This window comes from Bacillus cereus group sp. MYBKT111-2, assembly GCF_051915205.1.
Lineage (GTDB): Bacteria > Bacillota > Bacilli > Bacillales > Bacillaceae_G > Bacillus_A > Bacillus_A paranthracis.
This window is the reverse complement of the sequence record NZ_JBQAEG010000001.1, coordinates 827898-841994: the sequence shown is the minus strand read 5'-3', so window position 1 is coordinate 841994 and position 14097 is coordinate 827898. Positions and strand designations below refer to the sequence as shown.

Sequence of the window (14097 nt, the reverse complement as noted above, 5' to 3'; positions counted from 1 at the left end):
TTATACAAATGTTTTTTTGAAATAACATGAAAACGCTATCATTTGTAATATCCTATAATGAAACTGTAGATTTATACTATACATTGCCCTCATCATAGTAAATATCGGATCAAGTATCGCTTTTAGTAGGATAATAAGGTGAAAAAATCGGAGGGGGTTGTAACATGTTAAAGAAAAAAGTTCAAATTGGTCGTAAAATGGATGAAATTACAGTAGGAGAGAAATTATCTATCACTGAAAAAATTGAGGATAAAGATTTGTTATTGTACTTAGGGTTAACGAATGATGCCAATCCATTATATATTCAGCATGATTACGCATCCCAAACTCCGTATGAAAAGCCGATTGTACCAAGCATTATGCTAACTGGAATGATTACAACGGCAGTTACGAAATATTTACCAGGTCCAGGTAGTCATATTACTAGGAAGGACCTTACGTTCGTGAAGCATGTTCACCATTATGAAACGTTACAAATCCACTTTGAAGTTGTGGCTGTTTCTGAGGAGGAACATACAATTGATATGCTTGTATCTGCTCATGATGAAAAAGGGGATACTGTTGTGAAAGGCTCATTAACAGTAACACCACCTTACAAATCAGTCTCTATTATGGAAAAAGCATTAGATAATTTTTAAAACATGAAAATGTGAATAGCGCTAGCATGCCTTTCATAAGGGGGCTAGCGCTATTTTTAGTTGAAGAATCCCTCTTTGAACCCTTCAGCAAAATCTGAACACCCCGTTTTAATTGTATCCCAGCTCGGTACGTTAAAAGTAAGGAAACATGTTACTAATAAAGTTAAAATAGATAGTAATATTCGCATAATAGCTCCTTTATTGCATTTATTAATATATTAAAATTAATAATATATCAATTGGTAATTAAAGTCAATTAAAGGGTTTTTTTAAGATGAAGTGGAAGAGAGAAGACGTTATCTTTGAAACGATAAGAGAAGCTGAAGTATGGGCGGACGGGGTTGCGAATGAAATGTATGGAAGACTATTTGATGGATATGAAACGCTAGATTATAAAATAGCGTACGCTGTATCTTTTTCTTAGCGCAAAGTCGAGAATATCATATCCATACGAGTATTGAATTTAATAAAGATATAGAAGTGTATAAAGTATGGATCACTACAAGTTAATTGCACAATCCGAATCCATGAATAGACAATTATATTGAGAGGGACCTTGTTTTCTAGTATGATGAGAATAACGGGGAAAATACTAGGATGAAGAAGGTTTCAAGTCTATAACTTGGAGGAAAAGAATGAACAATCGTATTTTAGTAGTTGATGATGAGGAGTTTATCTTAACTTTAATCGAATTTAATTTACAACAAGCTGGTTTTGAAGTGATAACAGCGATGGATGGAGAAATGGCGCTTCAAAAAGCGACAACAGAACGTCCAGATTTAATTATATTAGATTTAATGCTTCCAAAAATGGATGGTATGGAAGTATGTAAAGAATTACGATTGCAGCGCGTTATGACGCCAATTTTAATGTTAACAGCAAAAGATGATGAATTTGATAAGGTGCTAGGTCTTGAACTTGGGGCGGATGATTATATGACGAAGCCATTTAGTCCAAGGGAAGTTGTCGCGCGTGTGAAGGCAATTTTACGCCGCACGAAATTACAACAAGAAGAGCAAGTTACAGAATCGTCAGATGAAGAGAGCATTACAATTGCTGAACTTAAAATTTTACCGGAGTTTTATGAAGCTTATTTCCAAGGAAGAAAGCTTGAATTAACACCAAAAGAATTTGAACTACTTGTTTATCTTGCGAAAAATAAAAGTCGCGTATTAACGCGTGATCAATTATTAAGTGCTGTATGGAATTATGATTTCGCTGGTGATACACGAATTGTTGACGTTCATATTAGCCATTTGCGCGATAAAATTGAACAAAATACGAAAAAACCGACGTACATTAAAACGATACGTGGTTTAGGATATAAATTAGAGGAGCCAAAAGGGGATGAATAAATTTCGTTCCAGGCTTCTTTTTACATTTGTTTCTCTTATTGTTTTTATTTTAGTCGGACTCGGTTTATTGCTGGAAACCGTGTTTGAAAACTATTATATAGATCATGCGAAAGAGAGAATGGTAAAAGAGACAGAGTATGTTGCGGTATTAGCAGAAGAACAAGGTTTTGATGATGTTTTAAAAAATCCATATATATTTAAAAAGCTAGAAGAAAAAATTCAGGCTTCTATTGCCTTTGTAGATGAGAAAAAGAAAGTTCAATATAGCGGGGGAGAACCGTCTGCTTTTAGCCAAGGGATAATAAAAGAACTTTCCTCTGAAACAACGAAACAAAGAAATAAAGTCATTACGAAAGAAACAGATCAAAATAATGAATTTTACCATGCAGTGTTCGTGCAAGATGTAGCAGGGAAACAAGGATACATTTTGGTGAAGAGCACAATTGAGCCTTTGAAAGACGTTCATCAAAAAACGTGGGGATTATTAATTATCGGATTTGTTATTGCGTGTCTTGTAGTCGTATTTTTAGGTATGAAAATTACAGGGCAATATATTAGGCCGATTGAGTCCGTTACGAAAGTTGCCATCGAATTAGCGAAGGGGAATTATAAAGCACGCGCTTATGAAAGTCATTCGGATGAAACGGGAATGTTAAGTAAAGCGATTAATATTTTAGCTCGTAATTTACAAGAGATGACACTTGAGCAAGAAATGCAACAAGATCGTCTGCATACGTTAATTGAAAATATGGGAAGCGGAATGATTTTAATTGATAGCCGCGGTTATATCAACCTTGTAAACCGTTCGTATAAGGAAACTTTCCACGTCACAGATGAAGAATATTTAGATCGTTTATATTATGAGTCGTTTCATCATCCGGAAATTATAGAGCTTGTGGAAGAAATCTTTATGACAGAAGTGAAAGTGCGCAAACAAATGTTATTGCCACTTGGAATTGAGCGAAAGCATTTCGAGGTATATGGAGCACCGATTATCGGGACGAACCATGAATGGAAAGGGATTGTCCTTGTATTCCATGACATTACTGAGCTGAAAAAGTTAGAACAAATGAGAAAAGACTTTTTAGCGAATGTTTCTCATGAACTAAAAACGCCGATTACTTCTATTAAAGGTTTTTCAGAAACACTTTTAGACGGTGCTATGGATAATAAAAAATTCTGCGAACATTTCTTGCACATTATTTTAAAAGAAAGTGAACGTATGCAAGGATTAATTGAAGATTTATTAGATTTATCAAAGATTGAGCAACAAGGATTTAAATTGAATATGGGTACCGTTGATATGAAGGGACTTCTTGAAGATATTCATATGGTGCTTGATAATAAAGCGGGAGAAAAAGAAATCTCTTTACAAGTAAATGCATTAAAACGTGTCTCTGTCATTGGAGATCCAAGTCGTTTGCAGCAAATCTTTATTAATTTAATGAATAACGCAATCGTATATACACCGGCTGGAGGCGTTGTTTCTGTAGAATTAGCAGAAGATAAATATAATGCTTATATAAAAGTGTCGGATACTGGAATTGGTATTAGTAAAGATGAAATTCCACGTATTTTTGAACGCTTTTACCGAGTGGATAAAGCGAGAAGTAGAAATACTGGTGGTACAGGTCTTGGGTTATCAATCGTAAAGCATTTAGTCGAGGCCCATCACGGTACGATTACAGTGGATAGTGAAGTAGGAGAAGGGACAACCTTTACAGTTGTTTTACCAAAATCAGCAACTGAAAAATAGGATGAAGGATGTTTACAATATATTAACAATGGCTTAATTAAATATTAATAAAGCTCTGTTAATATAATACATGAAAACCCCTTCATCCAAGGAGTAATTTTGGACGAGAATAGTTAAGCTGTTCTCGTCACTTCCCTTTATGCCAATATAAGTCTGTTTTATATATGAAAGAAAATAACCGTTATTTTTCTTCTCTCTATTAGTCATGTTAATATAGAGAGAGGAAAGAAACGGTTTTTTTCTGTGAAAAAAATCATTTCAAATTTGTATGGGGAGGTTTCTGATTTGGAAAAAAAGGTCGTATTAGTAGATGGTAATAATATCGCGTATCGTGCTTTCTTTGCACTACCGCTTTTAAATAACGACAAAGGTATACATACGAACGCAATTTACGGTTTTACAATGATGTTAATGAGAATATTAGAGGAAGAAAAACCGACGCATATGTTAGTTGCATTTGATGCGGGTAAAACAACGTTCCGTCACAAAACGTATAGTGAGTATAAAGGAGGACGTCAAAAGACTCCGCCTGAGTTATCAGAGCAATTCCCATTTATTCGTGAGATGCTTGATGCATTCAATGTACCGCGTTATGAATTAGAAAATTATGAAGCGGATGACATTATGGGAACGCTAGCGAAAGAAGCGAGTGAACAAGGAGCTAGTGTAAAAGTTATTTCAGGAGATAAAGATTTACTTCAACTTGTTTCTGATAACACGCTTGTATGTATTCCTCGAAAAGGGATTACGGAAGTAGATGAATATACGAAAGAAGCTTTATTTGAGAAATACAGCTTATCACCGAAGCAAATTATCGATATGAAAGGTTTAATGGGAGACCAATCAGATAATATTCCAGGTGTACCAGGAGTTGGTGAAAAAACTGCGATTAAATTGTTAACACAGTTTGGAACGGTTGAAGAAGTGTATGAAAATATAGATCAAGTAAGCGGGAAGAAATTAAAAGAAAAGCTGGAAGCAAATAAAGACCAAGCTCTTATGAGTAAAGATCTTGCAACGATTATTACAGACGCGCCGATTACAGTGCATGTGGATGATATGGAGTATAAAGGGTATGAAGCAAGTGATGTCATTCCAATGTTCGAGAATTTAGGATTCACATCTCTTTTAAATAAATTAGGTGTTACGCCAGAAGAAACGGCTCCAGCTGAATTAGATGATATTACATTTGATATTGTGGAAGAAGTTACAGAAGAAATGCTTCAACAAGATAGTGCGCTTATCGTTGAAGTACAAGAAGATAATTATCATAAAGCAGATATTCAAGGTTTCGGTATTCAAAATGAAAACGGATGTTACTTTATTCAGACAGACATTGCACTTAAGTCAGATGCTTTTAAAGAGTGGCTTGCAGATGGAGAAATGAGAAAGTATACATTTGATGCGAAGCGTGCGATCGTTGCACTGAAATGGAACGGTATAGATATGCAAGGGATTGACTTTGATCTATTAATTGCTGCTTACTTACTTGACCCGGCTGATACAGATAAAGATTTCCGTACTGTAGCGAAAATGAAAGAAACGCATGCTGTGAAATCTGATGAAGAAGTTTACGGAAAAGGTGCGAAGCGTGCTGTTCCAGAGCTAGAGATAGTAGCGGAGCATGTAGCTCGTAAAGTGCATGTATTATATGATGTGAAGCAAACATTCGTTGAAGAGTTAGAAAAGAATGAGCAATATGAACTGTTTACAGAGTTAGAATTACCACTTGCACGTGTATTAGCTGATATGGAAGTAAAAGGTGTAAAAGTTGATACAGAACGTCTTCGTAATATGGGAGAAGAACTTGCAGGTAGATTAAAGGAAATGGAACAGGAAATTTATAAGCTGGCGGGAACAGAATTTAATATTAATTCACCGAAGCAGCTTGGTGTGATTCTGTTTGAGAATTTAAACTTACCGGTTATTAAGAAGACGAAAACAGGTTATTCTACGTCAGCTGATGTACTAGACAAGCTGATGGATCACCATGAAATTATTCCAAACATTTTACATTACCGTCAATTAGGGAAACTAAATTCAACTTATATTGAAGGTTTATTAAAAGTTGTACATGAAGATTCATCTAAAATCCATACTCGTTTCAATCAAGTATTAACGCAAACGGGCCGATTAAGTTCAACGGATCCAAACTTACAAAATATCCCGATTCGATTAGAAGAAGGAAGAAAGATTCGTCAGGCATTCGTTCCATCAGAAGAAGGATGGATTATGTACGCAGCGGATTATTCACAAATTGAACTTCGTGTATTAGCTCATATTGCAAATGATAAAGGGCTAGTCGACGCGTTCCAACATGACATGGATATTCATACAAAAACAGCTATGGATGTATTTGGCGTTGAAAAAGATGAAGTAACTTCAAATATGAGACGACAAGCGAAAGCTGTTAACTTCGGAATTGTGTATGGTATTAGTGATTATGGTCTTTCACAAAACTTAGGAATTACAAGAAAAGCAGCAGCGGAATTTATTGAAAAGTATTTAGAAAGTTTTCCTGGTGTACAAGAATACATGGATGACATCGTAAAAGATGCGAAACAAAAAGGATATGTAGCTACATTATTAAATCGCCGCCGTTACATTCCGGAAATTACGAGTCGTAATTTCAACTTGCGGAGCTTTGCTGAGCGTACAGCTATGAATACACCAATTCAAGGTACTGCAGCAGATATTATTAAAAAAGCGATGATTATTATGGCAGATCGTTTAGAAGAAGAAGGATTACAAGCGCGTCTTCTATTGCAAGTACACGATGAATTAATATTTGAAGCACCAAAAGAAGAAATTGAAAAATTAGAGAAGCTTGTACCAGAAGTAATGGAGCATGCAATTGAACTCGCAGTTCCGCTGAAAGTTGATTATTCTTACGGTCCAACTTGGTACGACGCAAAATAAGGAAGTGATGAAATGCCTGAATTACCAGAGGTTGAAAACGTCAGACGGACACTTGAAAATCTTGTAACAGGAAAAACGATTGAAGATGTTATTGTTACTTATCCGAAAATCGTAAAACGACCGGATGATGCAGAAATCTTTAAAGAAATGCTAAAAGGCGAGACGATTGAAAATATAAAGCGAAGAGGAAAGTTTTTGCTTTTATATGTAACAAATTATGTCATTGTTTCACATTTGCGTATGGAAGGTAAGTTTTTACTGCATCAAGAGGATGAGCCAATTGATAAGCATACGCACGTCCGTTTCTTATTTACAGATGGAACTGAATTACATTATAAAGATGTGAGAAAGTTTGGTACGATGCATCTCTTTAAAAAAGGTGAGGAAATGAATCAAATGCCTCTTGCTGACTTAGGTCCGGAGCCATTTGATGCTGAATTGACACCACAGTATTTACAAGAGAGATTGCAAAAGACAAATCGTAAAATAAAAGTTGTATTGTTAGACCAGCGTCTTTTAGTAGGACTTGGAAATATATATGTAGATGAAGTTTTATTCCGTTCTCAAATTCATCCAGAACGAGAAGCGTCGTCTTTAACAGTAGAAGAAATTGAGCGAATTTATGAGGCGACTGTTACAACGTTAGGTGAAGCAGTGAAGCGTGGCGGAAGTACAATTCGAACGTATATCAACTCACAAGGGCAAATTGGTTCGTTCCAAGAACTGCTAAATGTATATGGAAAAAAAGGAGAACCGTGTGTGACTTGCGGTACGATATTAGAAAAAACAGTTGTTGGCGGAAGAGGAACGCATTATTGCCCGATTTGTCAGCCAAGAATATAGAAAAGAGATAACATCGGATAGGCATTTGTCATATACATACAGCAGAGCTATGTATAAGGGAGGAGCTTACCGATGTACCTTTATTTATCTCTTATTTTATTAGCTTTTACATTAAGCTTAGATAGCTGTAGTGTAGGGCTAACATATGGTTTAAGAAGCGTAAGAATTCCACTAAGATCAATTGTAATTATCGGAATGTGTTCAGCGGCTGTTATGCTTGTTTCAATGGGAATTGGACATATGATCGCGAAAATATTTTCACCTGTTATCGCAACGCGTATCGGTGGGCTTGTTCTTATTGGAATAGGGATTTGGGTATTATATCAATTTTTTCGAAGTGAGAAAAAAGAAGAACCGAAGCAAGAGGAGAAGGTCTGGAAATTAGAGATTGCCTCGCTTGGGTTAGTCATTCAAATTTTACGGAAACCGACTGTAGCAGATTTCGATAAATCAGGCACCATTTCTGCAGGAGAAGCATTGCTTCTTGGTATCGCTCTTTCTGTAGATTCATTCGGTGCTGGAATTGGTGCGTCTTTATTAGGATATGCACCTGCTATGATGGCGATATTAGTTGCAGTGATGAGTTCTTTGTTTTTATTTATTGGAATGAAACTTGGAACGGTTTTATCAAATATGAAATGGTTGCAAAAATTTACATTCCTGCCTGGGGTATTACTCATTATTATTGGAATTTGGAAAATGTAAGTACGGGCGTGGAACATTAGTTTCGCGCCTTTTATTATGAGGAGGGTTATGATGACGGTAGTAATTGGATTAACGGGAGGTATTGCAAGCGGAAAAAGTACAGTATCTCAAATGTTTCGCGAGCTCAGTATACCAGTTATTGATGCAGATATTATTGCAAGAGAAGTTGTAGAAAAAGGAAAACCAGCATATAACAAAATTGTAGAAGTGTTTGGAACGGAAGTACTACAAGAAGATGGAGAACTGGATCGACCGAAATTAGGAAGTGTCGTTTTCTATAATGAAGAGAAACGATTGCAGTTAAACAAAATTGTTCATCCTGCAGTGCGTGAGGAAATGAATAGGCAGAAGGAAATGTACATAAAAGAAGGTATGCAAGCGGTTGTGTTAGATATTCCTCTCTTATTTGAAAGTAAATTAACAAGTCTCGTTGACCGCGTTTTAGTTGTAGCAGTTAAGCCGCATACGCAATTAGAACGTTTAATGAAGCGAAATAATTTTTCAGAAGAAGAAGCAACAGCTCGTATTCAATCTCAAATGTCGTTAGAAGAAAAAGTGAAACATGCAGATGAAGTGATAAATAATGATGGCACAATTATGGGAACGAAAACACAATTACAGGCGATTTTAAAGAAATGGAACATTATTGACTAAAAAATTGTGAAATTAATGAAAATGCTTAGTGACATACCCCCTTTTTGTGTTATACTATTATTGGGATTGGAGATAAATAGTATAACGCATTCAAGGGGGATAACATATTATGACTCGTGTGGCAATTAATGGATTTGGACGTATTGGGAGAATGGTATTTCGTCAGGCAATAAAAGAAAGCGCATTCGAAATTGTAGCAATCAATGCAAGCTATCCATCTGAAACGTTAGCACATTTAATTAAATATGATACAGTTCACGGCAAGTTTGACGGAACAGTAGAAGCATTTGAAGATCACTTATTAGTTGATGGGAAAATGATTCGCCTTTTAAACAACCGCGATCCAAAGGAATTGCCTTGGACAGATTTAGGTGTTGAAGTTGTAATTGAAGCAACTGGTAAATTTAATTCAAAAGAAAAAGCAATTCTTCACGTTGAAGCTGGAGCGAAAAAAGTTATTTTAACAGCGCCTGGTAAAAATGAAGATGTAACAATTGTAGTAGGTGTGAACGAAGACCAATTAGATATTACAAAACATACTGTTATTTCAAATGCATCTTGTACAACAAACTGTTTAGCACCTGTTGTGAAGGTGTTAGATGAGCAGTTTGGAATTGAAAACGGTTTAATGACGACAGTTCACGCTTATACAAATGACCAAAAAAATATTGATAACCCACATAAAGATTTAAGAAGAGCACGTGCTTGCGGACAATCAATTATTCCGACAACGACAGGTGCTGCGAAAGCGCTAGCAAAAGTTCTTCCACATTTAAATGGAAAACTTCATGGTATGGCACTTCGTGTACCAACACCAAACGTGTCTCTTGTTGACTTAGTAGTAGATGTAAAACGTGATGTAACAGTGGAAGCTATTAACGATGCATTCAAAACTGTTGCAAACGGTGCGTTAAAAGGCATTGTAGAATTCAGTGAAGAGCCTTTAGTATCTATTGACTTTAATACAAATACACACTCAGCTATTATCGATGGTTTATCTACAATGGTAATGGGTGATCGTAAAGTAAAAGTACTTGCTTGGTATGATAACGAGTGGGGCTACTCTCGTCGTGTTGTAGATCTTGTAACGTTAGTTGTTGACGAATTAGCGAAGCAAGAAAATGTGCAACATATTTAATTGAATAAGGAGAGGGCAAGTGGAATATTTGCCCTCTTTTTTTTATTTTTTTCTGAAAAGGAAAAAAATTATAGGAGTATATTTTTGAAAGTGGACATACCACGAAACGTTGGGGTTACTGTATTTGTGAATCATTTATTTTTTTTAGGGAAAAGTAAAGAGGAAAATATGACAGAAAATCGAAAAAACTGTTGTTGCAAAATGAAAATAAACAAAGTATACTAACACTCGTAAACTTAAGAGCTGAGGTACGTAGTCACTACTTAAAGGGTTAGGACCTCTCTGGACTAACTTTCCCCCGTGGTAGTGGAGCAAGCCAAATTGCAAATTAGTTTTCAATTCGAACAGTTAGAATAAATTTACAAGGGGGAACTGTAGAATGGATACTATGGATACGATGGGTCGTCACGTGATCGCTGAACTTTGGGATTGCGATTTCGACAAGCTTAATGACATGCCGTATATTGAACAATTATTTGTGGATGCAGCACTAAGAGCTGGTGCTGAAGTGCGTGAGGTTGCTTTCCATAAATTTGCACCACAAGGTGTAAGTGGAGTAGTAATTATCTCGGAATCACATTTAACAATTCATAGCTTTCCGGAGCACGGTTACGCAAGTATTGATGTTTATACTTGTGGGGATCGTATTGATCCAAATGTTGCTGCAGAATATATTGCAGAAGGTTTAAACGCGAAAACGCGTGAGAGCATCGAGCTTCCTCGAGGCACTGGTAGCTTCGAAATTAAGCAGAGAGAAACAAAAGCTCTTTAAAAAAGAACATAATTGATTTAAAATGTAAAGAGGTGTATAATGCACCTCTTTTTTAGTTTATAAAAAAGGGAAAATATAATGTACTCGTTAGTTGAATAAATGGAGCTCTTACGAATAAGTTAACAACGCATCTATCATCGTATTTTTTTAAACGAGATAATAATGCGCTTAAACTTAAAGTGGTAAGAGAGTTAAAATGAGTTATATAATAATGTATATATATTGTCAGATGAAGTAAGTAGAGAAAAAATAAAGAGTATAGTGTAAAGGAGTGAATATATTGCGTTGTCCATCCTGTTCTCATAATGGTACAAGAGTGTTAGATTCGCGTCCGGTAGACGAGGGGCGCTCTATTCGAAGAAGGAGAGAGTGTGAAAGCTGTTTAAGCCGCTTTACGACATTTGAAAGAGTGGAAGAGTCACCTCTTATCGTTGTAAAAAAAGAAGGAACACGAGAAGAGTTTAATAAAGAAAAGATTTTACGTGGCTTAATTAAAGCGTGCGAAAAAAGACCAGTATCTTTAAGACAATTAGAAGAAGTAACTCAAAGTGTGGAACGTGAACTTCGTAATTTAGGTATATCAGAAGTGAAAAGTGATATGATTGGTGAAATTGTTATGGAAGAACTGCGTGATATCGATGATGTTGCTTACGTGCGTTTTGCTTCTGTATATCGCCAATTTAAAGATTTAAATGTATTTATTGAAGAATTAAAAGATATACTGCAAAAAGAAAGAGAGTAGAATCTGTATCGTATTCTCTTTACATACCGTAAGTAATGAGATAAGAGAGCTAGAAGCGAAAGCTAATAGCTCTTTTTCGCTAATAAATTATATAGTGAAGATTGGATGAGAGAAAGGAAAGCAAGAATGGAAAAACAGTCATGGATGGAGCTATTGCCGATTGATCGTTATAAAGTAAGTGCGAAAGGGTTATTGCATAATTACGACCGAAAAGTGTTAACGATGTTATATCAGCCGTTAATAGGTAGTAGAGCTTTTAGCTTGTACATGACGCTATGGGGAGAGTTAGAACAAGATCGTGTATTTGGAAAAGAGAATACGCATCATTCCCTTATGGTGACCATGCAAATGCAGCTTCCCGAAGTATATGAGGAACGAGTAAAGTTAGAGGCAATTGGACTTTTGAAAGTATATATTAAGAAAGAAAAAGATATTCGAATGTTTATATATGAGCTGCAACCACCTTTATCTCCGAAGCAGTTTTTTGATGATATTGTTTTAAGTATCTTTTTATACAATCGATTGAGTCGGACAAAATATAATCAAGTAAAGCATTATTTCTTAGAAGAAGAATTTGATTTTGCTTCTTATGAAAATGTTACGCGTTCTTTTAATGATGTGTTTGGTTCGTTTAATCCAGGGCAGCTTGAGCATGCGCAAGAAGACCTTCGTATTCCAAAAACGACAGCTATGCCAAGTAATGAAAAGGGAGACGCTCCGAAAGTTTGGAATGATTTCTTTGATTTCTCCTTATTTGTAGATGGCTTGTCCGCTCTTGTCCCTAAAAAGGCGATTACAGATCAAGTGAGAGACTGCGTTATAACACTCGCTTACGTGTATGGTGTAGATGTGTTATCGATGCAAAATATCGTTCTTGGTGCAGTGACGGAGATGCAGACAATTGATATCGAAAGGCTTAGAAAAGGAGCGCGTGATTGGTATCAGTTCGAAAACGGCCAAGCGTTACCTGTATTAAGTGAAAGAGTACAGCCTCACGCTGCACGTATGATGAAAGAAAAAGAGCCTTCTACGCAAGAAGAGATGTTAATCAAACAGCTAGAGGAAATCTCACCAAAGCAACTATTGAAAGAAATCTCTGGCGGTGCAGAGGCAACGAAGGCTGACTTGCAAATCGTTGAAGATGTAATGATCAATCAAAAATTAACGCCAGGTGTTGTGAATGTACTTATTTATTACGTTATGCTACGCTCAGATATGAAACTTGCGAAAACGTATGTGGAGAAGATTGCTGGACATTGGGCACGTAAAAAGGTCGGTACAGTAGCTGAAGCAATGGCGTTAGCGAAAGAAGAAAACCGTCAATATCAAGAATGGGCTGAGACGAAGAAGAAAGGCCGTACGTCGAAGAAAACGGTACGAAAAGAAATGGTACCAGATTGGCTGAAAGAAGAGCCGAAAGAACAAGAGAAAGAAACTGTGAAAAAAGATGTAAATGCTGAAAAAGGTACAACGTTAGAGGACGAACGAAAACGATTAGAAGAAGTGTTAAAAAAATATAAGCGTGATTAATAGAAGAGAATGAACGCTCTTTGAGGTGAGAAAATGGAGCATATTCAAAATTCATTTGCAAAGTTAATGGAAAATGAAAATTTTAAAAATAGATATGAAGTATTAAAGGCGGAAGTAATGGCACATCCGCGTGTGAAAGAATTTATAGACGAACATAAAGGGGAAGTAACAACGTCTATGATTGAACGCAGTCTTGTGAAATTATACGAATATATTGGACAAAGTGTAGGTTGCGCGGATTGTCCGGATCTAGGTTCGTGTAAAAACATGCTGCAAGGGTATGAGCCAAAGCTCGTTATCCAAGGGAAGATGATTGATATTCAATACGATCGTTGCGTGAGAAAAGTAGCCTATGACGAAAGAAAGAAATATGAAAAGCTCGTTCAGAGTGTATATATGCCGACTGATATTTTACAAGCAACGATGGAAAACTTAGACCCTTCAGATTTAGATGCGCGTATTGATGCAATTGGTGCAGCCAATGAATTTTTAAGTACATATGAACCTGGTAAAAAAGTACAAGGTTTATATTTGTACGGTAAATTTGGTGTAGGGAAAACGTATTTATTAGGAGCAATTGCGAATGAGCTTGCTCGAAAGAAAATAAGTTCAATGCTCGTATATTTCCCTGAATTTTTACGTGAAATTAAAAGTTCAATTCAAGATAATTCGATTGGGGAAAAGATTGATGCGGTGAAACGCGTACAAGTTTTAATGTTAGATGATATTGGAGCAGAAGCGATGTCAAGCTTTGTGCGTGATGATGTACTCGGTGCAATTTTACAATTCCGTATGTTAGAAAACTTACCGACGTTCTTTACGTCTAACTTTGATTTTAAACAACTAGAACATCATTTAACATATACGCAGCGCGGTGAAGCGGAAGAAATGAAAGCAGCTCGTATTATGGAGCGAATTAAATATTTGGCGAAACCAATTCCGATTGGCGGGAAAAACCGTCGTCATAAGTAAAGAGCAAGCTGAGAAGCTTGCTCTTCTTTTGTAGTTAAACGCTTTTTAAAGTAGCCGAATTATAAAATGAAAA

Annotated in this window: 13 protein-coding genes and 1 pseudogene; 13 read left to right on the top strand and 1 reads right to left on the bottom strand. The window is 36.1% G+C overall.

The genetic code is table 11. The features are described 5' to 3' along the window. Positions 1 to 164 precede the first annotated feature (164 nt). On the top strand, positions 165 to 638 hold the full coding sequence (locus ACTFNE_RS04435; RefSeq protein ID WP_000914178.1) for a MaoC family dehydratase: 474 nt from the start codon (positions 165 to 167) through the stop codon (positions 636 to 638). A gap of 56 nt (positions 639 to 694) precedes the next feature. Here ACTFNE_RS04435 and ACTFNE_RS04430 read toward each other — a convergent pair whose 3' ends face one another. Next, positions 695 to 826, bottom strand: coding sequence for a hypothetical protein (locus ACTFNE_RS04430; protein WP_002022497.1), 132 nt, complete (start codon positions 824 to 826; stop codon positions 695 to 697). Between the two features lie 86 nt (positions 827 to 912). On the opposite strand from ACTFNE_RS04430, the pseudogene ACTFNE_RS04425 reads away from it, so the two are divergent. The 12 genes and pseudogenes from ACTFNE_RS04425 to dnaI all read left to right on the top strand — a co-directional run bounded on the left by ACTFNE_RS04425 (position 913) and on the right by dnaI (position 14024). Further along, a pseudogene (locus ACTFNE_RS04425) lies at positions 913 to 1148 on the top strand (hypothetical protein). A 125-nt stretch (positions 1149 to 1273) separates the two neighbouring features. After that, complete coding sequence (gene phoP, locus ACTFNE_RS04420; protein ID WP_001065225.1) at positions 1274 to 1993, top strand: two-component system response regulator PhoP; 720 nt, start codon at positions 1274 to 1276, stop codon at positions 1991 to 1993. Beyond that, a complete protein-coding gene (gene phoR / locus ACTFNE_RS04415) occupies positions 1986 to 3749 on the top strand; it encodes a sensory box histidine kinase PhoR (protein WP_048557715.1) in 1764 nt (587 codons plus the stop codon). Before phoP ends, phoR begins: the two co-directional genes overlap by 8 nt. A gap of 285 nt (positions 3750 to 4034) precedes the next feature. Beyond that, positions 4035 to 6668, top strand: coding sequence for a DNA polymerase I (gene polA / locus ACTFNE_RS04410; RefSeq protein ID WP_046198156.1), 2634 nt, complete (start codon positions 4035 to 4037; stop codon positions 6666 to 6668). Positions 6669 to 6680: 12 nt separating this feature from the next. Beyond that, positions 6681 to 7511 (top strand): DNA-formamidopyrimidine glycosylase, encoded by an 831-nt coding sequence (gene mutM / locus ACTFNE_RS04405; RefSeq protein WP_001114483.1) that lies wholly within the window; start codon positions 6681 to 6683, stop codon positions 7509 to 7511. A 72-nt stretch (positions 7512 to 7583) separates the two neighbouring features. Next, positions 7584 to 8216 carry a sporulation membrane protein YtaF gene (gene ytaF, locus ACTFNE_RS04400; RefSeq protein WP_000281749.1) on the top strand — a complete coding sequence of 211 codons (633 nt, stop codon included), beginning with the start codon at positions 7584 to 7586 and terminating at the stop codon, positions 8214 to 8216. A 51-nt stretch (positions 8217 to 8267) separates the two neighbouring features. Then, on the top strand, positions 8268 to 8870 hold the full coding sequence (coaE, locus tag ACTFNE_RS04395; RefSeq protein WP_270705137.1) for a dephospho-CoA kinase: 603 nt from the start codon (positions 8268 to 8270) through the stop codon (positions 8868 to 8870). A gap of 109 nt (positions 8871 to 8979) precedes the next feature. After that, positions 8980 to 10008 (top strand): glyceraldehyde-3-phosphate dehydrogenase, encoded by a 1029-nt coding sequence (locus ACTFNE_RS04390; protein WP_000198972.1) that lies wholly within the window; start codon positions 8980 to 8982, stop codon positions 10006 to 10008. A gap of 388 nt (positions 10009 to 10396) precedes the next feature. Beyond that, positions 10397 to 10780, top strand: a complete 384-nt coding sequence (speD, locus tag ACTFNE_RS04385) for an adenosylmethionine decarboxylase (RefSeq protein WP_002003660.1) — start codon at positions 10397 to 10399, stop codon at positions 10778 to 10780. Positions 10781 to 11060: 280 nt separating this feature from the next. Continuing rightward, complete coding sequence (gene nrdR / locus ACTFNE_RS04380; protein ID WP_001203687.1) at positions 11061 to 11522, top strand: transcriptional regulator NrdR; 462 nt, start codon at positions 11061 to 11063, stop codon at positions 11520 to 11522. Between the two features lie 126 nt (positions 11523 to 11648). Then, positions 11649 to 13052, top strand: coding sequence for a replication initiation and membrane attachment family protein (locus ACTFNE_RS04375; protein WP_046198155.1), 1404 nt, complete (start codon positions 11649 to 11651; stop codon positions 13050 to 13052). A 33-nt stretch (positions 13053 to 13085) separates the two neighbouring features. Continuing rightward, positions 13086 to 14024 (top strand): primosomal protein DnaI, encoded by a 939-nt coding sequence (dnaI, locus tag ACTFNE_RS04370; protein ID WP_000400101.1) that lies wholly within the window; start codon positions 13086 to 13088, stop codon positions 14022 to 14024. Positions 14025 to 14097: the final 73 nt, after the last annotated feature.

Excerpts from the sequence above, each read along its gene's own strand:
- ACTFNE_RS04435 (WP_000914178.1), top strand. The coding sequence starts at position 165 with ATGTTAAAGAAAAAAGTTCAAATTGGTCGTAAAATGGATGAAATTACA.
- ACTFNE_RS04430 (WP_002022497.1), bottom strand. The coding sequence starts at position 826 with ATGCGAATATTACTATCTATTTTAACTTTATTAGTAACATGTTTCCTT.
- phoP (WP_001065225.1), top strand. The coding sequence starts at position 1,274 with ATGAACAATCGTATTTTAGTAGTTGATGATGAGGAGTTTATCTTAACT.
- phoR (WP_048557715.1), top strand. The coding sequence starts at position 1,986 with ATGAATAAATTTCGTTCCAGGCTTCTTTTTACATTTGTTTCTCTTATT.
- mutM (WP_001114483.1), top strand. The coding sequence starts at position 6,681 with ATGCCTGAATTACCAGAGGTTGAAAACGTCAGACGGACACTTGAAAAT.
- ytaF (WP_000281749.1), top strand. The coding sequence starts at position 7,584 with ATGTACCTTTATTTATCTCTTATTTTATTAGCTTTTACATTAAGCTTA.
- coaE (WP_270705137.1), top strand. The coding sequence starts at position 8,268 with ATGACGGTAGTAATTGGATTAACGGGAGGTATTGCAAGCGGAAAAAGT.
- ACTFNE_RS04390 (WP_000198972.1), top strand. The coding sequence starts at position 8,980 with ATGACTCGTGTGGCAATTAATGGATTTGGACGTATTGGGAGAATGGTA.
- speD (WP_002003660.1), top strand. The coding sequence starts at position 10,397 with ATGGATACGATGGGTCGTCACGTGATCGCTGAACTTTGGGATTGCGAT.
- ACTFNE_RS04375 (WP_046198155.1), top strand. The coding sequence starts at position 11,649 with ATGGAAAAACAGTCATGGATGGAGCTATTGCCGATTGATCGTTATAAA.
- dnaI (WP_000400101.1), top strand. The coding sequence starts at position 13,086 with ATGGAGCATATTCAAAATTCATTTGCAAAGTTAATGGAAAATGAAAAT.